The organism is Enterobacter chengduensis, from assembly GCF_001984825.2.
GTDB classification, from domain to species: Bacteria; Pseudomonadota; Gammaproteobacteria; order Enterobacterales; family Enterobacteriaceae; genus Enterobacter; species Enterobacter chengduensis.
In genome coordinates this window covers 1696273-1719104 of record NZ_CP043318.1, presented here as the reverse complement: position 1 = coordinate 1719104, position 22832 = coordinate 1696273, and the positions used below count along the sequence as shown (strand labels likewise).

Below are 22832 nucleotides of genomic sequence, written 5' to 3'. Positions count from 1 at the left end.
TTAACCTACCATATTATTAAGTTGCAGAAGCGGTTGTAATATTGACAGTACGATGAATAAAACAATCGTTGCCATCGAGACCACCAGCGCCGGTTCAAATACCGACAGCGTTAAGGTAATGCGATGCTGTAATGCCGATTCTTGGTTTTCCGCCGCGCGGTCCATTAAGTTGCCTAATTCGCCGCTCTCTTCCCCGGAGGCAATCATGTACAGCATGGTGGGCGGAAAGAGCTTCGCCTGCTCCAGGGCGGCGTAAAGCGATGCCCCCTGGCGCACGGTATCCGCCGCCTGCTCCAGCACCTGCCGCGCATAGAGGTTTTCGATACCGTCCATCGCGATATACATCCCCTCCAGCAGCGGCACGCTGCTGGCCTGCAGGATGCTCAGGGTGCGGATATAGCGGGCGCTGTTGATGGCGCACACCAGCTTTTTGATCGGCGAACCGTTGACCAGCCAGCTGTGCCAGCGAAAGCGGTTTTTCGCGTTTCGAAGCCAGGTTTTAAATCCGACCGTTCCGCCGCCCAGCACGCCGACAATATAGATGCCGTAAGCCTGCAGGAAGTCGCTCACCGCAATCAGCGTGCGGGTGGTGATCGGCAGCTGCTGCTTCATGTGGGTAAACTGCTCGATCACCTGCGGCACCACCGCGACCAGCAGAATGCTGATGACCGCAATGGCCACCACCGTCAGGGTGATCGGGTAGACCATCGCCTGCGTCAGCTTGCTTTTCATCTTCTGACGCTGCTCGTTGTACTCCGCCAGCTTCTCCAGCACGTCGCCCAGGTGGCCGGTCTTTTCACCGGCCATCACCAGCGTGCAGTAGAGTTTGTCGAAGGTGCGCGGAAACTGGCTGAAGGCGTCAAAGAGCGTGTGCCCTTCCACCACCTTCTCGCGAATTTCAACCACCATCGCCGCCAGCTTTTTGTCCTCCGTCTGCTTCGAGATGGCCTTCAGCGCGCTCTCGAGCGGCAGCGCGGCGTTGACCAGCGTGGAGAGCTGGCGGGTAAACATCGACAGCACCGGCGTGGAGAGCTTTGCCCCGGTTTTCGCTTTTCCGGCGGCCGCTGCTTCGCGGGTTTCGGTGATGCTGACGGGCATCAGCTTTTGCTCGCGCAGCATCTGGCGAACCTGCTTTTGCCCCTCGGCCTGCAGCGTGCCGCGCTGGGTTTTCCCCGCCGCATCCGTCGCCGTCCAGGCGTAGAAGGCCATTACGCATCTCCTCCACGCTCGGCGGTAACGCGCATCACCTCTTCCAGAGAGGTGACGCCGCTTATCACCTTCAGCAGTCCGTTTTCGCGCAGGCTGTAGGCCTGCTTAAAGAGCTGCGTTTCAATGGACATTTCGTCCTTATCTTCATGAATGGCGCGGCGCATGGTGCTGTCCACCACCAGGAATTCATGAATACCGGCACGGCCCTGGTAGCCGCTCTGACGGCAGTGTTCGCAGCCCACCGCGCGATAGATCGCCTTCGGCGGCGTATCCATAAAGCTGAACAGCGCTTTTTCATTGGCGTCCAGCGGACTGGTGGTCCGGCAGTGCGTGCACAGCCGACGCACCAGACGCTGGGCAATGACGCCGAGCAGCGATGAACCGATTAAAAACGACTCCAGCCCCATGTCGCGCAGACGCGTAATCGCCCCTGCGGCGCTGTTGGTGTGCAGCGTAGACATGACCAGGTGACCGGTGAGCGACGCCTGCACCGCAATTTGCGCGGTTTCACCGTCACGAATTTCCCCAATCATCACCACGTCCGGGTCCTGACGCAGGATCGCGCGCAGCCCGCGGGCAAAGGTCATGTCCACGCGCGGGTTAACCTGCGTCTGTCCCACCCCTTCCAGCTCGTATTCAATCGGGTCTTCGACGGTCAGGATGTTGCGTTCATGGCCGTTCAGCGCCGAAAGAATGGCGTACAGGGTGGTACTTTTACCGGAGCCGGTCGGCCCGGTGACCAAGATAATGCCGTGCGGGCGGTCGATCAGCCCTTTTAACTTCTCCAGCTCTTCATCAATCAGGCCAAGTTTGTTGATGTCGGGCTTCAGGTTGCTTTTGTCGAGCAGACGCATGACCACGCGCTCGCCGTACTGGGACGGAATGGTCGAGACGCGCACGTCGATCGCCTTGCGCCCAATGCGCAGGGAGATACGGCCATCCTGCGGCAGGCGCTTTTCGGCGATGTCGAGTTTTGACATCACCTTGATGCGCGACACCAGCAGCGGCGCGAGCTTGCGCGCCGGCTGCAGCACCGGGCGCAGCACGCCGTCGACGCGGAAGCGAATGCTCAGCGTACGCTCGAAGGTTTCGATATGAATATCCGACGCGCCGTCCTTCACCGCCTCGCCAAGAATGGCGTTGATCAGGCGGATTACCGGCGAGTTTTCGTCGTTATCGAGCAGATCCTCGTTATCCGGGATCTCCTCGGTTAACGCCATCAGATCGATATCCGCGTCCATATCATCCACCAGCTGCTGCGACACGCCGCTGCTCTGCTGCCAGATTTTCGCCAGCAGCTCGTCAAAGGCTTCCGGCGTCAGGGTCACCGGAACGAACGCGCGTCCCAGCACCCGACGCACTTCCAGCAGCGCGAACGCCGGGGTGTCCTCACGGATATAGACGTCATTGTTGTAAAATAAAACGCCGTTATCTTTTGCGTAGCTGCTGCTACACAGGGTTTTACTCAGCTCGTCCACGTGTCCCCTCCGCCCTACTCTTTAAACGGGTTGCGCGTTGCGGCCGCGCTGGTTTTCACCGGCACCGTGTCTGCGGCAGCCGCGGACGGATAGGCTGGCATCACCGGGTTATTGTCGTTTGAGACGATGCCCAGCTTTTTCTCCTCCATGCGCTGCTGCTGGCGGGCACGGATCTGGTCATATTTCTCTTTCGACGCCGCACTGTAGTTGTCGTCGTCGCGCAGCACCGTTGTATGGATAAACACCATCAGGTTACGCTTGGAGGTATCTTCCGAGGTGTAGCGGAACAGCTGGCCCACCAGCGGAATGTCGCCCAGCAGCGGCACCTTGGAGACGGTCTCTTTGGTGACGTTCTCCATCAGGCCGCCCAGCACCACGGTCTGGCCGCTGTGCACCATCACTTCGTTATTGATGGTACGGGTGTTGAAGGTTGGGCCAAGGCTGGCGTCTTCGGTGGCGCTAGCGTCCACGCTGGAGACTTCCTGCTCAATCTTGAGATGAATCATGTCGCCGTCGTTAATCTGCGGCACAATTTTCAGCTTGGTACCGACCGTCTTGCGCTCAACGGAGTTAAAGACGTTGTCGCCGCTGGTGGTCTGCGAACCGGAGAGTACCGGCACGTCCTGACCGACGTTGAACGACGCCTCTTTGTTGTCCAGCGTCACCACGCTTGGCGTAGAGAGAATGTCGTTCTTGGACCCCGTTGAGAGCGCGGTCATCAGCGCGCCGAAGTCGCCGTTAAAGAAGCCGGTCGCCATGCCGGTATAAGACAGCCCCTTAATGGCGCCATTCTTGACCTGGCTGATTGGCAGTCCGGTGGATCCGAACTGGACGCCGCCGTGCTTGCTGGTCCACTGCACGCCCAGATCCATGCCGTTGCCGTCCTGAACCTCCGCGATGATGGCTTCCACCAGCACCTGTGGACGGCGAATATCGAGCTTATCGATCACCTTCTCCAGGGAGTTCATCACGTTAGGCTGCGCGGTGATCACCAGCGAGTTGGTTGACTCGTCGGCGGTAATGTTCAGATCGCTGGAGGCGGTAGCGGTTTTCGCCTTCGGCGCGCCCGCTTTGTCTTTCAGCTGTTCGCCAATCCCGGTCAGCACCGGTACCACCTTGGTGGCGCTGGCGTATTTGAGGTAGAACACGCGGGTATTGCCCTCGTTGTTCTGCTCGCGATCCAGCTGATGGATCAGCGCGCGGGTGCGGGTGCGCGCCGCTTCCGAACCGCTGATCACCAGGCTGTTGGTTTCGTCGTCCGCCACCACTTTGGTGGCCAGCTGCGGCGCGTTCTGCCCTTTCTGCTCTTCGTTGTTGAGGTTGTTCAACATGTCAGAGAGCTCTTTGGCAGAGGCAAAGCGCAGCGGCACAATTTCGCGGCGCTGAACGCCGTCTTTATCCACGCGCTGAACCAGGTCCACCAGGCGGTTTACTACCGAGGCTTTGCCGGTTAACAGCAGCACGTTGGACGGCTCAAAGTGCACCACGTTACCGATGCCGGTCGCGTCGTTGAGCTGGCGCAGCAGCGGGGCCAGCTCGCGCACCGGCACATTTTCCATGCGCACGACGCGGGTGATGATTTCATCCCCTTTGCCCGGATTGCTGCTGTCCGCCAGCGGCGCCCCGGCGGTGCGGGCGACGCTGGAACGCACCACCTTCACCATGCCGTTGTCCATCGGGATCACCGACAGGCCGTACAGATCCAGCACGCTCAGGAAGAACTGATAATATTCATCTTCCGTCAGCACGTTGTAGGTTCGCACCGACACCGTGCCCTGAACGGACGGGTCGACGAGAATGGTTTTATTAAGATTGCGGCCTACCGTATCGATAAACTCGCGGATATCGGTATTTTTAAAGCTCGCGCTAAAGTTCGCTGCGAACAGCGAACCTGAATATAACGACAATGCGGTCAGCGCCACGCACGCCCAAGGAAATTTCTTCATGGCTGTACACTTGTTAATTGTTTAAAACATTAACCCGAATATTTTCAAGGTGAGCGTGACGTCTGACGACGACCTCCGCTTCTTTCATTTTCGACCAGTTAGCAATAATACTTTTTGCCTTTGCCTCGTCGGTCATATCGACAGAGTTTACTTTTACCGCCACGTCCCCTTTTTCCAGCCCTGTATGGCTGAAGAACGCGGAGGCATTCCTTGGATTAATGTTGTAGCCTTCCAGCTGGCCTTTTTCGATCACGGGCTTTAACACCAGATAATCATCCAGATGCACGCTTTCCGCGCCTGCATCTTTCGTCGATTTGGTTACCGGGCCGCTGTCAACGCCGCCCTTAAAATAATCCGGCTTATTTAACGCCAGTACCTGCGTAGCACCTTCGTAATTAACCACCACGCTGTCTTTATTAATTTCCTGGATAAACGCATCGTTAAAGCCGACCAGCGGCTCGCCTTCGCGGTAGCTCTTCTGACCGCCCGGCGTTTTGATAACGGCGAACGAAAGCCAGGCATCATCGCTGCGCACGATGCCTTCGATCTCCGCGGCCAGCGGGGTTTTTACCGCCGCTGCCGGGTTGTCCTGGCGTACCGCCGCCGTGAAGAGGGTGAATGTCTTTTCGTCACGACGTTTTTTCAGCGGCTGCGCGTCAGAATTAGCCAACTTATTCGTAACTTTTTTATAATCTTTGAACGTCAGATACCCTTGCTGGCCGCAAAAAATTAACAGCACAAACAGCATGCAAGGCGTGACCCACCGTGACAGAAATGAGAACCTCATTTTTCATCTGGCCTTTAATAAAGCAATAATAAGCAGCGTCGTGCTGCGCCAATATGTGAGCAAAGAGTAATTTCCGGCCGCAAAAACAACCACTGACTTTGCCGCTAACTTTCATACAGAAAAATATTGACCGTATAAAATCCAGATGTTAGGCCTCGCCAGCAGGATATTTTTACCCAGGGCGCAAATTGACCACCCTATAGCGTTGCTTTACTTTCTCGTCCTGTTGCTATTCCTAATCAGAGACGGTAAGTCGTTATGTATCAGAGCCACTTTAATTTTAAAAATCCGCCCTTTCGGAAAATCACCCGGTTATCCGGTGATTTTCTGGTGCCTTATCATCAGGACGTGTTCAACCTGCTGAAAGAGAAGACCCAACAGGCGGGGATTACCGGGCTCTTTTCCAACGATGCCCCGCTTCTGGGCCAGTTCAGCGATGCTCTGAAATCCGCGAATCCAGGCGCGCTTGCCGTCAACGCGTTTCCGAAACTGAGTGCCAGTAGCCTGCTGTACAAACTCAACCCGGGAACGAAAGAGAGCAAGAACCGTCTCCAGGCCGTGGATGCCGTATTGCATCAGTGGCAAGGGGAGAAAGCCCGGACGAAAGTGCTGGTGATTACCCATGCCGAAGCCATGAAGGACACCTGTCGGGACGTGCTGGCGATGCTGCTGACGCGCGCGCAGGAGCGGGAGTTTCGCCTGGCCATCGTATTGATGGGTGCCGCAGATCGGGACGCCGTCCTGATGCAGCAGCCTGAACTGCGTGAATATGCGCATACCCGCCACACCCTGCGCCCCCTCACCTGCCGGGAGTCTCTCAGCTACGTGCAGGCGCAGTGTGAAGAGCACGGGTGCGAGAGCGTTCCGCTCACCCCGGCGCGCGTGCGTAAAATGCATGCGCTGACCAAAGGGAATATCAGCAAGCTAAATGAGCTGGCGCACCTGTCGATGCTGGCCGCCTGGACCGAACGCGCAGCCCAGGTCAGCCCCCGTCATTTACGGCTGGCCTCCGGCGAGATCCTGCCCGCGAAAAAACGCGGCACGCGCCTGGCTACCGTAGGGCTTTTTGCCTCCGTGCTGTTCGCCGCCTGCGGCTGGTATTTAACCTCGTCCATCACCGCAAGGCTGCCGGTTCAACTGCCGGTGCCCGTCAGCTGGAAACAGCAGACGCCAAAAGCTGAGGCGCCGGTGGTGCCGGCTATCGACAACGAGATGGTGAATCAGCCGGATGCGATGCATCAGCTCTACCTGATGTGGGGGTATGACGCCTCGGCGGACGATGCCCTGTGTCAAAACGCCGCGAAGGTAAACCTGATGTGTAAGCAGGGTAGCGCCACACCGGACGCGCTGGCGCAGGAGGGTTATCCGTGGGTCAGCGAGCTGAAAACCGGTAACCACCTTAACTATGCCGTCGTCGCCCGCGTCGAGGATAATTCACTCGACCTGCTGATGAATAACCGCACCTGGCAGGTAAGCCGCCGCTGGTTTAACCAGCATGCCACCGGAAACTATACCCAGCTGCACCGCCTGACGCCGGACGGCAAAGATGCGATCACGGCAGCCAGCGACGCGAAAGACATGACCTGGCTCGACCAGCAGCTGAGCCTGGCCCTCAGCCAGCCGGAAACCCATGCGCAGACCTGGACGGCGGAGATGATGAAACGCACCCGTGAATTCCAGCAAGAAAAGCATCTGCACGTGGATGGCATTCCCGGTGAAGATACGCTGATGCAGTTAATGCGTGAAACCCATTCCACGCCGAGCGTATTAATACAAGCCTCGCAATCCACGCCGGATGCGAAAAAGCAGGAGAAACATTCCTGATGTCTACCATCTGTCTTGCGGCTCAGCGCAGCTACACCACCGGCGAGGCGGTCTGGTTTGCATACCGCCTCCCCCGTCTGAGAAACATCGTCAGTCATGCTGTTTTGGTCACGCTGGGCCTGTGCGCCGTGATAATCGCAGGGCTGTACGCGCATATTTACTGGAACCTGCGCCATCCGGCGCCGGAACCGGTCAAAGCCAGCGTCGCGAAGCCGGAAACGCAGCTTTCGGATATGCACTATGTGTATGTGAGCAAGCCGTTCCCGCATCCCCATCCGCAGCCAAAACCCGCGCCGGTGCAGGCGGATGTTCCGGCTATGCAGGATCTGCCGATTAACAGTGATGATGCCGACTGGCAGCAGGCACCTGACGGCGACGTGCCGCATGATACGTCCCGCGACACCTTGCCCGGCACCGAAGCGCACGAGGCGTCCTCCAGCAGTGCTGGAACTGACGATGCCTCATTAAGCGAGTTATTAAAGCAGGCATTAAAAGAGCAAGAGCAGGATTATGCGCAGGGCAAAATTCCCGCGCCGCCCGTGGACGAAACGCAGGATCATTCGCAGAAAGAGGTGGTGCATAAAGTGGATCCCCGGTCTCCTTTAAGTGAGAAAGGAGACCGGCTGGAATAGTTAATATTTTTCTGGCAACGTGGTGAGGTTAAGGAGTCGACCCTTTTCCACAACGATATATTGACCTTTTTTCAGATCGGAGAGAATTTTAATGATGGTGCTACGGGCCAGGTTGGTGTACTCCTGAATATAATCATAAACGTTAATATCGCGTTGGTGATGAACAATCAGGTCGTTTATCTCATATAAAAATTCACGCACCACAGAATAAGCGCTGCGGGCAACCAGAACATCGTCACGTTTGCTCAACATGCAGATATACCAGGAGAGAACTTTGGTTAACTGAGGCCACAGATTGTTATCCGTCATCAGCTGTGCGAAGGTCTCTTTTTTAATGGATCGCACCACGGTATTGGCGCGAACGAGGCCGTACATGTGGGTCGAGCTGTAGTACATCGAGGAAAGGCCGAAAATACACTGGCCGGTCACGGTGAACATACACAGCTCGTCGGACTCGCGTCGGAATTCAACTTCGCCGCTGACGATAATATGAATGTATTGTGAATCAGCCGTGGATATTTTCTGCCATTTCTTTAAGGTTTTCTCTTCAAAACCGACGGTTGCAGAAATAATACTATTCATTTCGTCCTGTGGACGTAATTTTTTACCGTAAATGCTTAACATTGTTATACCCGATTTAAGATGTAAATTTTTTAGAATGCAGGGCTAAAGCACTAAAAATGCCTTAACCGCAGAATATTTTTCCTGATGATACGCTCAAGGAGAAAAATACAAAAAGAGTGCGATATATTTATTTGCTGCATTAATTAGCAAGCTATGTGTCTATCTTAAATGCGGATAATTTTAAGTCAATTAACTAAAAATTAATTGAGTTTGTACTTAAGATTAATCTCAAGGGGATTAGGGGTAACTCGCGCATTCGGGGGCATCCGAAGGATTACCCCTGCCCGTATTTCTCTAAAAGCGCTTCGGCAATGGCCATCGTTTCAACGTCCGCGACGCCGTTCCACCGCTCGGGCCGGAAATGCATCTGGAATGCCGTGATGACGCGCTTTTGCTGCGCCGGGGTGCCGTCAACCGGCACCTCATAGCCATAGCGCGCGAGGAGATCGAGCAATGCCCCGGTGTCCACCTGCTGATAGCGCGGCCGCCCGTTTATATAGAACGCGACGCGCGCCGGATCGGGCCATGCGCCAATGCCCTGCCGGGCAAGCTCTCGCCACGGGAACAGCGGGCCGGGATCGTCTTTGCGCTGCGGGGCGATGTCCGAATGGGCTACCACGTTTTCGGGCCTGATGTTGTAGCGGGTAATAATGTCTTTGGCGAGGGGCACCAGCGCCGCAATTTGCGCGGGCTCAAACGGGGTAAAGTGCTTCACCCCGGCCGCTTTTTGCCAGCCGCGGTTCTCCAGCTCAATGCCGACGGACGTATCGTTTATCCGGTTGGTGCCGCGCCAGAAGCTGATGCCCGCATGCCAGGCCAGCTCGCTCTCGGGGACCAGCTGCCAGATGCGCGGCTTACCGTCCGGCGCCGGAGGCTTGGCCGGGATCAAATAGTGAGAGCTGACGTTCTTATCCGTCAGCGTGGCCAGCGAGCTGTCAAAATCGTCCGCGGTGTAGTGGATCACCAGCACCTTGATGCGCGGGTAAGCCGCCTGCGCCTGATGACGCGTATCCAGCTCGTAGGCGCCTTTGTCGACGATCCCTTTTTCGGTGGCGCATCCTGCCAGCAGCAGCGCCAGCAGAAGCGCGGCAAACGAACGCCTCATCGCAGGGTTTTCACCGCCGTACCGCTTACGCTCACCATCAGCATGCTGGCATCTTTTCCGACCGTTTCGTAGTCGATATCAATCCCCACGACCGCATCGGCGCCGAGGGCTTCCGCCTGCTCGCAAAGCTCCTTAAACGCAATTTCGCGCGCTTTGCGCAGCTCTTTTTCGTATGCGCCCGAGCGGCCGCCAACGATATCGCGGATGCCGGCAAAAAAGTCGCGGAAGATATTGGCACCGAGAATCGCTTCGCCGGTGACCACTCCGCAATACTCGGTTATTGTCTGCCCTTCCAGGGTTGGCGTTGTTGAAAACTGCATGGTTTCTCTCCTTCTTTAGCGTTCAATGCCTTAGGCACAGCATTATCGGTTCGTTACGCTATGATTGAAAGGATAGTTAATAAATAAGGAAATCAACATGCGCTATTCAGCTTTAACACTTTTGGTGCCCTGCGCGCTGGTGCTCAGCGCCTGTACCACCACGGTCACGCCGGCCTTTAAGGATATCGGTACCCGCAGCGGCCCCTGCATTGAGGGCGGCCCGGACGCCGTGGCGCAGCAGTTCTATGATTATCGCATTCAGCACCGCAGCAACGACCTCACCGGCCTGCGCCCGTACCTGAGCGATGGCCTGGCTAAACTGCTTAACGACGCCGCCCGCGATCCGCAGCACAACGCGCTGCTGAAATCCGATCCGTTCTCCAGCCGTACCACGCTGCCGGACAGCGCCGAGGTGGCCAGTGCATCAACCATCCCGAACACCGATGCGCGAAACATTCCGCTGCGCGTGAAGCTGACGCAGGGCAGCCAAACCTGGCAGGATGAAGTGCTGATGATCCGTGAGGGACAGTGCTGGGCGGTCGACGACGTGCGCTACGTTGGCGGCAGCGTTCATGCCCCGGCCGGCACGCTTCGCCAGTCCATTGAGAACCGCTAAATCATCAGTTATAAAAATGTTACCCCCGTAAAATGTCCGGCATTTCTTGCGGAATGCCGACATTTATACTCGCCGCCTTTGCCCTTCGCTATTTTGTGCTATGTTTAAGAGGAAACACGGGTTATATTTAACTTTTAACGCAGAAATATTGCATAACTATTCTGTCAACGGTACTATCTGCGGCCTCAATTGCTATAGATTGCCTGGATGAGTAAAGACTGCCCCGATGAGTATTAAACTAAACGGCATTAACTGCTTCTACGGCGCACACCAGGCGCTGTTTGACATCACGCTGAACTGCCCGGAAGGCGAAACGCTGGTTTTGCTTGGCCCAAGCGGTGCAGGCAAAAGCTCCCTTCTGCGCGTCCTTAATCTGCTTGAAATGCCCCGCTCGGGTACGCTGGCGATTGCCGGTAACCATTTTGATTTTGCAAAAACGCCGTCTGATAAAGCGATTCGTGAACTGCGTCAAAACGTCGGCATGGTCTTCCAGCAATACAATCTCTGGCCGCATCTGACCGTCCTGCAAAACCTAATTGAAGCGCCGTGCCGCGTGCTGGGGTTAAGCAAGGATCAGGCGATTGCCCGTGCCGACAAGCTGCTGGATCGTCTGCGCCTTAAGCCCTACAGCGACCGCTATCCGCTGCACCTTTCCGGTGGTCAGCAGCAGCGCGTCGCCATTGCCCGCGCGCTGATGATGGAGCCCGCCGTTCTGCTGTTTGATGAACCGACCGCAGCGCTGGACCCGGAGATCACCGCCCAGATCGTCAGCATCATTCGCGAGCTGGCGGAAACCAACATTACGCAGGTTATCGTCACCCACGAAGTGGAAGTGGCGCGTAAAACCGCCAGCCGCGTGGTGTACATGGAAAACGGCTATATCGTTGAGCAAGGTGATGCGAGCTGCTTCGCAAACCCGCAAACCGATGCCTTCAAAAACTATTTATCTCATTGATTGTGTCAGGGGAAATATAATGAAAAAAGTATTACTTGCCGTGCTGCTCGCTGGCGTTACCCTTTCTGCTACCGCAGCCCAGACCATTCGTTTCGCCACGGAAGCGTCCTACCCTCCGTTTGAGTCGATTGATGCGAACAATAAAATTGTGGGCTTCGACGTGGACCTGGCGAACGCCCTGTGTAAAGAGATCGATGCGACCTGTACCTTCAGCAACCAGGCGTTCGACAGCCTGATCCCAAGCCTGAAGTTCCGCCGTATCGACGCCGTGATGGCCGGTATGGACATCACCCCAGAGCGTGAAAAGCAGGTGCTGTTCACCACCCCTTATTACGACAACTCCGCCCTGTTCATTGGTCAGAAAGGGAAATTCACCTCTGTCGATCAGCTGAAAGGCAAAAAAGTGGGCGTGCAGAACGGCACCACGCACCAGAAATTCATCATGGATAAACATCCGGAAATCACCACCGTTCCGTATGACAGCTACCAGAACGCGAAGCTGGATCTGCAAAATGGCCGTATCGACGGCGTTTTCGGTGATACCGCGGTGGTGACCGAGTGGCTGAAAGCCAACGACAAGCTGGCCCCGGTGGGCGACAAAGTGACCGATAAGGACTACTTCGGTACCGGTCTGGGCATTGCCGTTCGTCAGGGCAACACCGAGCTGCAGCAGAAATTCAACGCTGCGCTGGAAAAAGTGAAGAAAGACGGCACCTACGAAACCATCTACAAAAAATGGTTCCAGAAGTAATTCCTGATGAATGAAATTTTTCCTTTAGCAAGCGCCGCCGGGATGACCGTCGGCCTTGCCGTTTGCGCACTGATTATCGGCCTCGTGCTGGCGATGTTCTTTGCGGTGTGGGAATCCGCGAAATGGTTCCCCGTCGCCTGGGCAGGCTCCGCGCTGGTCACCGTGCTGCGTGGGCTACCGGAAATTCTGGTGGTCCTGTTTATCTATTTCGGCTCGTCACAGCTGCTGCTTACGCTGTCGGACGGCTTCACGATTAATCTCGGCTTTGCGCAGATCCCGGTGCAGATGCAGATTGACAACTTCGACGTCAGCCCGTTCCTGTGCGGCGTGATTGCCCTCTCCCTGCTCTACTCGGCGTATGCGTCGCAAACCCTGCGCGGTGCGCTGAAGGCCGTGCCGCAGGGGCAGTGGGAATCGGGCCAGGCGTTAGGGCTGTCGAAATCGGCGATCTTCTTCCGTCTGGTGATGCCGCAGATGTGGCGTCATGCCCTGCCGGGCCTCGGCAACCAGTGGCTGGTGCTGCTGAAGGATACCGCGCTGGTGAGCCTGATAAGCGTTAACGATTTGATGCTGCAAACCAAAAGCATCGCCACCCGTACCCAGGAGCCCTTCACCTGGTACATTGTGGCGGCGGCGATCTACCTGGTGATTACGTTGCTCAGTCAGTACATCCTCAAGCGTATTGACCTGCGGGCGACGCGCTTTGAACGGAGACCAGGCTGATGCTTGAATACTTTCCCGAGTTGATGAAAGGGCTGCACACCAGCCTGACGCTGACCGTGGCGTCCATCATCGTGGCGCTGATCCTGGCCCTTATCTTCACCATCATCCTGACGCTGAAAACGCCGGTGCTGGTGTGGGTTGTGCGCGGCTACATCACCCTGTTTACCGGTACGCCGCTGCTGGTGCAGATCTTCCTGATTTACTACGGCCCGGGCCAGTTCCCGTCGCTGCAGGAGTATCCGGTTATCTGGCACCTGCTCTCTGAGCCGTGGCTGTGCGCCCTGATAGCCCTTTCCCTGAACAGCGCGGCCTATACCACCCAGCTGTTCTACGGGGCGATCCGCGCCATCCCGGAGGGCCAGTGGCAGTCCTGCGGGGCGCTCGGCATGAGCAAGAAAGACACGCTGGCGATCCTGCTGCCGTACGCCTTTAAGCGCGCGCTCTCCTCTTACTCCAACGAAGTGGTGCTGGTGTTCAAAAGTACCTCGCTGGCCTACACCATCACCCTGATGGAGGTGATGGGCCACGGACAGCTGCTGTACGGGCGCACCTATGACGTGATGGTGTTCGGCGCGGCGGGCGTGGTGTATCTGGTGGTGAACGGTCTGCTGACGCTGATGATGCGTTTGATTGAGCGTAAAGCGCTGGCGTTTGAGCGCAGAAATTAACCACGCGAATGCATAAAACGGTATTTATAAAGCGGGTAACCTGATGGGTTATCCGCTTTTTTTTGCAACAAACACAATATTTAATCATTTTTATTGCATACAAATTCATTAACTGGCATTGTACATCCATGCCGCAGACACGGCGCATCAATAAGACAGACGGGAGCATTACAATGAAAAAGTTAGTTCTGGCCGCATTACTGGCAACCTTCGCCGCTGGCGCATCCGCTGCGGATAAAATCAATTTTGGCGTGTCCGCCACCTATCCGCCGTTTGAATCGCTGGATGCCAGCAACCAGATCGTGGGTTTCGACATTGACCTGGCGAAAGCCCTGTGCAAACAGATGCAGGCCGACTGCACCTTTACCAACCATGCTTTTGACAGCCTGATCCCGTCGCTGAAGTTCAAAAAATATGACGCGGTGATCTCCGGGATGGACATCACGCCGGAGCGCAGCAAGCAGGTGGCGTTCACCGACCCGTACTACGCCAACTCGGCGGTGGTGATTGCGAAGAAAGGCGCTTATACCTCTTTCGACCAGCTGAAAGGCAAACGCATCGGGATGGAAAACGGCACCACGCACCAGAAATACCTCCAGGACAAACATCCTGAAGTGAAAACCGTGGCCTATGACAGCTACCAGAACGCGATTATCGACCTGAAAAATGGCCGTATCGACGGCGTCTTCGGCGACACCGCCGTGGTGAACGAGTGGCTGAAAACCAACCCGCAGCTGGGCACGGCGACCGAGAAAGTGACCGATCCACAGTACTTCGGCACGGGCCTCGGCATCGCGGTACGTCCGGATAACAAAGCCCTGCGGGAAAAACTGAACGGCGCGCTGAAGGCGATTAAAGCGGACGGTACGTATCAGAAAATCAGCGACCAGTGGTTCCCGCAGTAACGTTTTTTGCCGGGTGATTCGTCCTACGGGGGTGGTAGTCTGTAGGCCGGGTAAGGCGAAGCCGCCACCCGGCAATTTCTCAAAGCGGCACAAAGAATCTGAACCGCGCCCCGCTCACCGACTCCATCAGCCGTATTCCACCGCCGTGCAGCTCCAGCATCCGTTTCACGATTAACAGCCCCAACCCGCCGCGATTCTCCCGCGATGCCTGGGTATTCAGCGCCGAAGGCCGCTGGAACAGATCGTCGCGCAGCGAGGCATCCACGCCCGTACCGCTGTCGGCCACTTCAACCTGAAGCCGTTCATTCTCCTGCCAGACCGCCAGGCGAATTTCCCCGCCGGTCGGCGTATGGCGCATCGCGTTATCGAGCAGGTTAGTCACCACGCGCTCGATCATCGACACGTCGGCGTTGACCAGCGGCAGCGGTCCCGGCACGTCAATATGCAAATTCACCTCGCGCGTGCGGGCGGTAAGCTCAAACTTCTGCGCCACGTCGGAGATCAGCTCCCCCATCGCGAAACGCTCTCGCTGCGGCTTGATGCCGCCGTGCTCAAGGCGCGCCAGCTCAAACAGCTGCTGCGAAAGATGGCGCACCTTTTGTCCCTGACGCAGCGCGGTGGCGAGATACTGCTGGTGCTCCTGCGGCGTCAGGGTCGCGGACTTGAGCGACAGGGTTTCCAGATAGCCCAGCAGCGAGGTCAGCGGCGTGCGGAGATCGTGCGAAATATTGGCGATAAACTCCCGGCGCTGGCGATCGCTGTCGGCCAGCCGATCCCACTGCTGGGTGATTTTGCGCGCCAGCTCGATAAAGCTGTTGCGCAGGCGCGCCACTTCGTCATTTGCCGCGTCTTCCGGCGGCTGTGCCGCCAGCAGCCTGATTGCGCTAATGCTGTCCTGCTCCAGCCCGGCAACCTCTTCCGTCAGACGTTTAACCGGGCGCGTGACCCAGTACCAGACCAGCAGGCCCGCCAGCAGGCCAAACAGCGCCACCCACAGCAGCGACCAAAGCACCGTGCTCCACAGCGCCCTGTGCCAGGCCATTTCCGCCAGCGCGTTCGACTCCTCGCCCTGCAAAATAATATACAGGTAGCCCTTAAGCTCGCCGTCCTGCCGAAGCGGCGTGGCGCTGAAGACCTTTTTATTCTGGCTGCGCGGATCGTCGCCCAGTACCGGAATGGCGGTGCCGCTCAGGAAGGTTTGAACCGGTGCCAGGTCGATTTTTTGCCGCTGAATATGGCCCGGCGGTGCGGCATCGGCCAGGATATCGCCGTCGGGCGAGACAACGTACAGCTCAACGCTCGGATTGAAGGTCATCAGCCGGTCAAACAGCGGCTTGAGCGCCGTTCGGTCAACCCGGCCCTGCGCGTCCAGAATCGGTTCCCGCTGGACGATCTGCTGCGCAAGTCCGCCAGACAGCCGCTGCACCATCGCGTTGCCGTACTGCGTGCTGGTGTAGAGCTGCACCGCGCAGGCAACGGCAGCGCAGAGCATCATCAGCAGGATGAACAGCAGCGTCAGGCGCTGGCTCAGGCTAAAACGGCGCATCATGGTTTGGCTCCGCAAATTTATAGCCCTTGCCCCAGACGGTGCGAATTATCTCCGGCTCGGCGGCGTCCTTCTCTATCTTGATGCGCAGGCGGTTGATGTGGGTGTTGACGGTGTGCTCATAGCCTTCGTGCTGGTAGCCCCAGACCTGCTCCAGCAGCGCCAGACGGGAAAAGACCTCGCCCGGGTGGCGGGCAAAAAAGTAGAGCAGCTCAAATTCACGCGGGGTGAGATCCACCACCTGGCCGTGGAGCAGCACGCTGCGCGCCAGCGGATCGATGGTCAGACCGTGGGCCTGGATGTGCCCGTCCGTTTGCGCCTGCCCCATCGCCTGCTGACGGCGGAACAGCGCTTTGATGCGCGCAATCAGCTCCTGCACCGAAAACGGCTTAGCCAGATAGTCATCGGCGCCGGTTTCCAGCCCGGTGATGCGGTCGGTTTCACTGCTGCGGGCGCTGATGATGATGACCGGCAGGTAGCGCGTCATCTGCCGGATGCGGCGGCAAATCTCCAGCCCGTCAACGTTGGGCAGCATCAGGTCGAGGATCACCGCATCCCACGGCTGTTTTTCCAGGCGCTGCAGGGCGTTGCCCCCGTCGGGCTCGTGGGTGATGGCGTAGCCTTCGTCTTCTAAATTGAGTCGCAGAAGCGCCGCGATATCGTGGTCGTCTTCCACCAGCAGGATCTGCTTCATAGGTAAGCCTTCATTCAATTCTTATGACGTAAGCTTACCTGATTTCGCCGGGATGAAGAGTTCACATTTTGTTGAACATTGTGCGGGGTTCATGCCGGGTGGTGGCTGCGCCTTACCCGGCCTACCCGAGCCACCGGGCGATGTTAAGGATTAGCGCGTTTTTACCAACAACGTCAGCACTTCATAATGCGCGGTATGCGGGAACATATCGAAAAGCTGAACGCGCTCAACGCGATAGCCCGGCAGGCTGGCGATGTCTTTCGCCATGGTCTGCGCGTTGCAGCTGGAATAGATGATGTATTCCGGCGCCATCTGGCTCAGGTAATCGCAAAGCGCCTTGCCGATGCCGCGGCGCGGCGGGTTGACCAGCACCAGCTCCGGCACGTTGCCCTGGCCGGTGGCGAACTGCGTGGAGTCGAGCGCCTGGAAGTGCAGATTCGTTAACCCCAGTTCGGCGGCGGACTGCTTCGCGCAGGCAATCGCTTCGGCAGAAATCTCAATGCCGGTGAGCTGCATCTCCGGCGTGGCGCAGTGCAGCCCAAAGCCGCCGACGCCGCAGAACAGATCCCACATATGATTAACGCGTAACGCGCGCACCCAGTCGCGGGCGGTGGCGTATAACGCGCTCGCGACGGTCGGGTTGGTCTGGAAGAAGCTTTGCGGGCGGATCCACAGCGGCACGCCGTTGAAGCTTTCGGCCAGCGCGTGCTGGTCGGTGAAGAAGATCTCTTTCTCCCCCTCCATGATCGCCATATGCACCGGCTGAATGTTTGCGGTGATGACCTTAAGCTGCGGAAGCTGTTCCTGCAGCCACGGCAGCGCCGCGCGCAGCTGTTCCAGCTTGGTTTCGGAGCGCAGCACGAAGCGCAGCATCATGCCGCCGTCTTGCTGGCTTTCGGTCAGCAGCAGGTATTTCAGCTCGCCGCGCCTGCGGGCGACGCTGTAGGGCGTTAACCCTGCCCGCGCGATAAACGGTTTCAGCGCGGCAAAGACGGGTTCAAACAACGCAGGATAGAGCGGGCAGTCGGTTAAATCTTCCGGCGTGCCGTCGCGGTGCAGCATCCCCAGCAGCGGTTTTTCGACGCTGCCGCTGACCACCATTTTGGCTTTGTTGCGAAAACCCTTTTCCGGGCCGCTGACGGGCGCGCACCATTCGCCCACCGCGCGGGCTGCCAGCAGCTGTTGTAGGTCGGCCATTTTGGCGGTGAGTTGTTGAGAGACCGGCTGTTCTATCCACTGACAGGAGCGGCAGCGTCCGGCGTCATAGAGTGCGCACTGCATATGAAAACCTTAAGGAAAACGAGGGCTGCGATTATACACATTATTGCAGACGGAAGAACCGCCGGCTTGAGGCTGGCGCAAAGAGCAGCAGGAGCACCAGCATATCTGGCAATTTCTGCATGACCAGCGCATGGAAGATTTCGCGTTTGGATCCGCCTGCAATGCTGAACAGCTCCGGATAGCCATATCCCAGCGAGGCGGCCCACAGATAGCTGGCGGCGGTCACCTGCGTCAGCAGATAGACCCAGCGCGCCCAGTTGCGCCCTTTGACCAGCGAAAACGCGCAGTAGATTTCGATAAAGACCAGCACCAGGCTGCTCAGAAAGACCAACGTCAGATTCCACGTCTGCACGCTGCGGTGAATGAATTCACCGATGCCGCGCACGCCCAGGGTGTTCAGAATCATCAGCACGTCCAGGCAGCGGATCATAATAATGGCGAGCGCCGCCACCTGAACCAGCGCAGGGACGTTAGGACGCGCGTGCGTAATACGTGATTTTTTTAATAATCCCAATGTTTTACTTCCCTGAAAAACAGTGCCGCGTCATGCGCGGCACATCACTGGAAATTTTAAATCCTTCAGCCGCGTCTTGCACGCTGGATATCGCGCACGCGCTGTTTTTCCGCGCGCGCCATCAAATACCAGGCGATAAATCCGACAATTCCGACCACGCCGAGGATGATAGAGGCCAGGGCGTTAATCTCCGGGTTGACCCCCATGCGCACGCTGGAGAAGACCAGCATCGGCAGCGTCGTCGCCCCCGGGCCGGAGACAAAGCTGGCGATAACCAGATCGTCCAGCGACAGCGTAAACGCCAGCAGCCAGCCGGAGATCACCGCCGGCATAATCATCGGCAGCGTGATGATGAAAAAGACCTTCAGCGGCGTCGCGCCGAGATCCATCGCCGCCTCTTCAATGGAGCGATCCAACTCGCGCAGGCGCGAGGCGATCACCACCGCGACATAGGCGGTACAGAAGGTGACGTGCGCCAGCCAGATGGTGAGCATGCCGCGATCCGCCGGCCAGCCGATGGCGTGCGCCAGGGCCACGAACAGCAGCAGCAGCGCGAGACCGGTGATCACGTCCGGCATGACCAGCGGGGCGGTGATCATAAAGGCGAACCCGTTCGAGCCGCGAAAACGCCCAAAGCGCACCATCACCAGCGCGGCGATGGTGCCCAGCACGGACGCCATGGTCGCCGCCAGCGCCGCAATGGTGAGGCTCAGCCCCACCGCGCTCATCATCGCATCGTCGTGGAACAGCTCGCTGTACCAGCGCGTCGACCAGCCCGCCCAGACCGTCACCAGCTTGGAGCTGTTGAACGAGTAGATCACCAGCATCAGCATCGGCGCATACAGGAAGGTAAAGCCGATCACCAGGATCGCGATTCGCCACGGGGAGCGTACTACCGGTAGGTTGTTCATCCGCGATCTCCCATCTGTTTCTGCTGATGCTTGTGGAACCACATGATCGGCACGATCAGCAGCAGCAACATCACGATCGCCACCGCCGACGCCACCGGCCAGTCGCGGTTATTGAAGAACTCCTGCCACAGCACGCGGCCAATCATGATGCTGTCCGGGCCGCCGAGCAGTTCCGGGATCACAAACTCCCCTACCGCCGGAATAAAGACCAGCATTGACCCGGCAATAATCCCGCCTTTCGTGAGCGGGACAATGACGCTGAAAAAGGTTTTCAGCGGACGCGCCCCAAGATCGAGCGACGCTTCCACCAGCGAATAATCAATCCGCGTCAGCGCCGTGTAGATCGGCAGCACCATAAACGGCAGATAGGCGTACACAATGCCGATATAGACCGCGAGGTTGGTGTGCAGGATCGTCAGCGGCTGATCGATAACGCCTAACCACATCAGAAAGTTGTTGAGCACGCCGTTGTTTTTCAGGATCCCCATCCAGGCGTAAACGCGGATCAGGAACGAGGTCCACGACGGCAGGATCACCAGCAGCAGCAGGATGTTACGCGTCGACGGCTTGCTGTGCGCCACGGCCCACGCCAGCGGGTAGCCCATCGCCAGACAGCAGAGCGTCGAAATCGCCGCCACCTGAAGCGACTGCAGATAGGCTTCGAAATAGAGCGGGTCGTCCGTCAGCTGCAGGAAGTTGCCCAGGTTTAAGGTCAGCGTCAGCTGCCCGTCGGCCCAGTCCAGCAGGTTGGTGTAGGGCGGGATCGCCCGCGCCATTTCCGCCAGGCTTATCTTGAAAACAATCAGGAACGGCAGCAGGAACAGCAGGACCAGCCACACGTAAGGCATGGCGATCACCAGCTTGCGGCCGTGCTTCATCTGCATGCGCGTCAGCCAGCTGGCAACGCCGCCCGCTTTTTCTACGCGGGCTGGAGGTTCAAGTGTACTCATGATCGCCCCTTATACCGTCAGCACGACGCAACTGTCAGCATCCCAGCACAGGCGTACTTCGTCGCCCCATGTTGGCTGCCCCTTGCGATAGCGGTGTTCGTTCTGCAGCTGGGCGCTGAGCATCTGTCCGCTTTTCAGGCGCACGTGATAGATGGACAGATCGCCCAGATAGGCAATGTGCACCACTTCGCCCACGGCAAAGTTGTAGCCATCGGCAGGCGGATCTTCGCAGAGCATGATCTTCTCCGGCCGCAGCGCGACGTAGACCGGCACGTTATCCACCACCGAGTTATCAGGATCGACCTTAAGCGGATGCTGCAGACCCGGCGATTCGATGACCAGGCCATCTTCCTGACGATCTTTCAGCAGCCCTTCGAAGACGTTAACCGAGCCGATGAACTCCGCGCTGTAGCGGGTGGTCGGATGCTCATAAATCTCTTCCGGCTCGCCAATCTGCACGAACTTCCCGCGGTTCATGATCGCGATACGTCCGGCCATGGTCATCGCCTCTTCCTGGTCGTGGGTCACCATTACGCAGGTCACCCCCACGCGCTCGAGGATATCCACCACTTCAAGCTGCATACGGTCGCGCAGCTTTTTGTCCAGCGCGCCCATCGGCTCGTCGAGCAGCAAGAGTTTCGGGCGTTTTGCCAGGCTGCGGGCCAGGGCCACGCGCTGGCGCTGGCCGCCGGAGAGCTGGTGCGGCTTACGCTTCGCAAACTCCTGCATGTGCACCAGGCTCAGCATCTCGGCCACGCGTGCGGTAATTTCGGCCTTCGGCAGCTTGTCCTGCTTCAGGCCAAAGGCGATGTTCTGCTCCACCGTCATGTGCGGGAACAGCGCGTAGGACTGGAACATCATGTTGATCGGGCGCTGATACGGCGGCACGCTGGAGAGATCCACGCCGTCGAGCACGATCTGCCCGGCGGTCGGCTGTTCAAAACCGGCCAGCATGCGCAGCAGGGTCGATTTGCCGCAGCCCGATGCGCCCAGTAGCGCGAATATTTCGCCTTTATAGATAGTCAGGCTGACGTCGTCCACGGCATGCTGGCCATCGAAAGATTTGGTGAGGTTACGAATTTCAAGAAGCGGGGTCAGCGCTTTACGGACTTTCGCCTGCGGGCGGGGGATCGCGTCATTCACGGGGTGTTCTCCGGTAGAGATCAAATCATGGTGCAGGCGCACCAGAACGGTGCGCCTGTTGCCGGGGGCGCTTCGCTTACCCGGCCTGTGACAAAGGGTTACTTACCGCTTTTCACCTTGGTCCACGCGCGGGTACGCACGCGGTCAATTTTCGGATCCTGAACCTTCAGGGTGAAGAGCTTGGCGAACACGTCCGCTGGCGGATAGATAGCCGGGTTATTACGGATTTCCTCGCTCACCAGCGGCACGGAGGCCTTGTTACCGTTGGCGTAGTAAACGTGGTCGCTGATGTGGGCGATCACTTCCGGACGCATCAGGTAGTTGAGGAACTGGTAGGCTTCGTCTTTGTTTTTAGCGTCAGCCGGCATCGCGAAGACGTCAAAGAAGGCCAGCGCCCCCTCTTTCGGGATGAAGTAAGAAACGTTTACGCCGTTTTTCGCCTCTTTCGCGCGGTTCGCCGCCTGCCATACGTCCCCTGCCCAGCCGATCGCGACGCAGATGTCGCCGTTCGCCAGGTCGTTGATGTACTGAGACGAGTGGAAGTAACGAATGTTTGGACGCAGCTTCAGCAGCAGATCGGTCGCCGGACCGGTGTAGTCATCCGCCTTGCTGCTGTTCGGATCTTTGCCGAGGTAGTTCAGCACGGTGGCGAAAATCTCTTCCGGCGCGTCAAGGAAGGAGACGCCGCAGCTTTTCAGCTTCGCAAGGTTTTCCGGCTTCAGCACCACGTCCCAGCTGTCCAGCTTGACGTCCGGGCCCAGCGCCGCTTTCACTTTGTCGACGTTAAAGCCGATACCGGTGGTCGCCCACAGGTAAGGCATCGCGTATTTGTTGTCCGGGTCGTGTTTAGCCACCAGCTTCAGCACGTCCGGGTCGAGGTTTTTCCAGTTCGGTAACTTGCTCTTGTCCAGCGGCTGGAAGACGCCCGCCGTCAGCTGGCGCTCGAGGAAGCTTGCGGAAGGCACGACCAGGTCAAACCCGGTGCTGCCCGCCATCAGCTTTCCTTCCAGCACTTCGTTGGAATCGAACACGTCGTAGACCACTTTAATGCCGGTCTCTTTCTCAAAATTCGCCACCGTGTCCGGCGCAATATAGTCAGACCAGTTATAAACGTGCAGCGTTTTTTGTTCCGCAGCGAGCGTGCCGGCAGAGACGGCCATCAGAGCACCCGCAACCAGACCCGATAACCATTTTTTATTCAAGGCGATCATAGTGTTATTCCTTCTGAAAGCTCGTTAACAAACGAACTA

At 57.7% G+C, this 22832-nt stretch carries 23 protein-coding genes; 8 read left to right on the top strand and 15 right to left on the bottom strand.

Annotated elements, in window-relative coordinates; translation table 11 throughout:
* Genes gspF through gspC form a run of 4 tightly spaced genes read right to left on the bottom strand, consistent with a single transcriptional unit; the run spans nucleotide 1 to nucleotide 5378 of the window.
* Nucleotides 1-1209 carry a type II secretion system inner membrane protein GspF gene (gene gspF / locus FY206_RS08495; protein ID WP_032639172.1) on the bottom strand — a complete coding sequence of 403 codons (1209 nt, stop codon included), beginning with the start codon at nucleotides 1207-1209 and terminating at the stop codon, nucleotides 1-3.
* Nucleotides 1209-2687, bottom strand: a complete 1479-nt coding sequence (gene gspE / locus FY206_RS08490; RefSeq protein WP_032639171.1) for a type II secretion system ATPase GspE — start codon at nucleotides 2685-2687, stop codon at nucleotides 1209-1211. Before gspE ends, gspF begins: the two co-directional genes overlap by 1 nt.
* Nucleotides 2688-2701: 14 nt before the next feature.
* On the bottom strand, nucleotides 2702-4633 hold the full coding sequence (gene gspD, locus FY206_RS08485) for a type II secretion system secretin GspD (RefSeq protein WP_045890487.1): 1932 nt from the start codon (nucleotides 4631-4633) through the stop codon (nucleotides 2702-2704).
* 13 nt (nucleotides 4634-4646) lie between these two features.
* A complete protein-coding gene (gene gspC, locus FY206_RS08480) occupies nucleotides 4647-5378 on the bottom strand; it encodes a type II secretion system protein GspC (protein ID WP_080283020.1) in 732 nt (243 codons plus the stop codon).
* 300 nt (nucleotides 5379-5678) lie between these two features.
* Between gspC and FY206_RS08475 the strand changes: the two genes are divergently transcribed.
* Together FY206_RS08475 and FY206_RS08470 are read left to right on the top strand one after the other, a co-directional pair.
* Nucleotides 5679-7244, top strand: coding sequence for a hypothetical protein (locus tag FY206_RS08475; RefSeq protein WP_032639168.1), 1566 nt, complete (start codon nucleotides 5679-5681; stop codon nucleotides 7242-7244).
* Nucleotides 7244-7876, top strand: a complete 633-nt coding sequence (locus tag FY206_RS08470; protein WP_032639167.1) for a hypothetical protein — start codon at nucleotides 7244-7246, stop codon at nucleotides 7874-7876. Before FY206_RS08475 ends, FY206_RS08470 begins: the two co-directional genes overlap by 1 nt.
* Here FY206_RS08470 and FY206_RS08465 read toward each other — a convergent pair whose 3' ends face one another.
* The 3 genes from FY206_RS08465 to FY206_RS08455 all read right to left on the bottom strand — a co-directional run bounded on the left by FY206_RS08465 (nucleotide 7877) and on the right by FY206_RS08455 (nucleotide 9925).
* Nucleotides 7877-8500, bottom strand: coding sequence for a helix-turn-helix domain-containing protein (locus FY206_RS08465; protein WP_032639166.1), 624 nt, complete (start codon nucleotides 8498-8500; stop codon nucleotides 7877-7879). It lies immediately after the preceding gene.
* A gap of 274 nt (nucleotides 8501-8774) precedes the next feature.
* Nucleotides 8775-9605 carry an N-acetylmuramoyl-L-alanine amidase gene (locus FY206_RS08460; protein WP_032639165.1) on the bottom strand — a complete coding sequence of 277 codons (831 nt, stop codon included), beginning with the start codon at nucleotides 9603-9605 and terminating at the stop codon, nucleotides 8775-8777.
* A complete protein-coding gene (locus tag FY206_RS08455; protein ID WP_032639164.1) occupies nucleotides 9602-9925 on the bottom strand; it encodes a heavy metal-binding domain-containing protein in 324 nt (107 codons plus the stop codon). The genes FY206_RS08460 and FY206_RS08455 overlap by 4 nt, the downstream gene beginning before the upstream one ends.
* 97 nt (nucleotides 9926-10022) lie before the next feature.
* Between FY206_RS08455 and FY206_RS08450 the strand changes: the two genes are divergently transcribed.
* From FY206_RS08450 to artJ, 6 genes are all read left to right on the top strand, one after another.
* Nucleotides 10023-10541 (top strand): lipoprotein, encoded by a 519-nt coding sequence (locus FY206_RS08450; protein ID WP_032639163.1) that lies wholly within the window; start codon nucleotides 10023-10025, stop codon nucleotides 10539-10541.
* Between the two features lie 226 nt (nucleotides 10542-10767).
* The gene (artP, locus tag FY206_RS08445) at nucleotides 10768-11496 is read left to right on the top strand and encodes an arginine ABC transporter ATP-binding protein ArtP (protein WP_032639162.1); all 729 of its coding nucleotides are present in this window, start codon (nucleotides 10768-10770) and stop codon (nucleotides 11494-11496) included.
* A gap of 19 nt (nucleotides 11497-11515) precedes the next feature.
* Nucleotides 11516-12247: an arginine ABC transporter substrate-binding protein ArtI gene (gene artI, locus FY206_RS08440; protein ID WP_008500032.1), complete on the top strand. Its 732-nt coding sequence runs from the start codon at nucleotides 11516-11518 to the stop codon at nucleotides 12245-12247.
* A gap of 6 nt (nucleotides 12248-12253) precedes the next feature.
* Nucleotides 12254-12970, top strand: coding sequence for an arginine ABC transporter permease ArtQ (gene artQ / locus FY206_RS08435; protein ID WP_025912907.1), 717 nt, complete (start codon nucleotides 12254-12256; stop codon nucleotides 12968-12970).
* On the top strand, nucleotides 12970-13638 hold the full coding sequence (artM, locus tag FY206_RS08430) for an arginine ABC transporter permease ArtM (RefSeq protein WP_032639161.1): 669 nt from the start codon (nucleotides 12970-12972) through the stop codon (nucleotides 13636-13638). Before artQ ends, artM begins: the two co-directional genes overlap by 1 nt.
* 173 nt (nucleotides 13639-13811) lie before the next feature.
* Nucleotides 13812-14543 (top strand): arginine ABC transporter substrate-binding protein ArtJ, encoded by a 732-nt coding sequence (artJ, locus tag FY206_RS08425; protein WP_032639160.1) that lies wholly within the window; start codon nucleotides 13812-13814, stop codon nucleotides 14541-14543.
* 79 nt (nucleotides 14544-14622) lie between these two features.
* Here the strand turns inward: artJ and FY206_RS08420 are convergent, their stop codons facing one another.
* From FY206_RS08420 to potF, 8 genes are all read right to left on the bottom strand, one after another.
* Complete coding sequence (locus FY206_RS08420; protein WP_032639159.1) at nucleotides 14623-16092, bottom strand: sensor histidine kinase; 1470 nt, start codon at nucleotides 16090-16092, stop codon at nucleotides 14623-14625.
* Nucleotides 16076-16783 (bottom strand): response regulator transcription factor, encoded by a 708-nt coding sequence (locus FY206_RS08415; RefSeq protein WP_032639158.1) that lies wholly within the window; start codon nucleotides 16781-16783, stop codon nucleotides 16076-16078. The genes FY206_RS08420 and FY206_RS08415 overlap by 17 nt, the downstream gene beginning before the upstream one ends.
* A 150-nt stretch (nucleotides 16784-16933) precedes the next feature.
* A complete protein-coding gene (gene rlmC, locus FY206_RS08405) occupies nucleotides 16934-18064 on the bottom strand; it encodes a 23S rRNA (uracil(747)-C(5))-methyltransferase RlmC (protein ID WP_032639157.1) in 1131 nt (376 codons plus the stop codon).
* A gap of 40 nt (nucleotides 18065-18104) precedes the next feature.
* Nucleotides 18105-18578, bottom strand: a complete 474-nt coding sequence (locus FY206_RS08400) for a YbjO family protein (RefSeq protein ID WP_032639156.1) — start codon at nucleotides 18576-18578, stop codon at nucleotides 18105-18107.
* A 65-nt stretch (nucleotides 18579-18643) separates the two neighbouring features.
* On the bottom strand, nucleotides 18644-19489 hold the full coding sequence (gene potI, locus FY206_RS08395) for a putrescine ABC transporter permease PotI (RefSeq protein WP_008503447.1): 846 nt from the start codon (nucleotides 19487-19489) through the stop codon (nucleotides 18644-18646).
* Nucleotides 19486-20439: a putrescine ABC transporter permease PotH gene (potH, locus tag FY206_RS08390; RefSeq protein WP_032639155.1), complete on the bottom strand. Its 954-nt coding sequence runs from the start codon at nucleotides 20437-20439 to the stop codon at nucleotides 19486-19488. The genes potI and potH overlap by 4 nt, the downstream gene beginning before the upstream one ends.
* A gap of 9 nt (nucleotides 20440-20448) precedes the next feature.
* Nucleotides 20449-21582 carry a putrescine ABC transporter ATP-binding subunit PotG gene (gene potG / locus FY206_RS08385; protein WP_021240929.1) on the bottom strand — a complete coding sequence of 378 codons (1134 nt, stop codon included), beginning with the start codon at nucleotides 21580-21582 and terminating at the stop codon, nucleotides 20449-20451.
* 98 nt (nucleotides 21583-21680) lie between these two features.
* Nucleotides 21681-22793: a spermidine/putrescine ABC transporter substrate-binding protein PotF gene (potF, locus tag FY206_RS08380; protein WP_032639154.1), complete on the bottom strand. Its 1113-nt coding sequence runs from the start codon at nucleotides 22791-22793 to the stop codon at nucleotides 21681-21683.
* Between the last annotated feature and the right edge of the window lie 39 nt (nucleotides 22794-22832).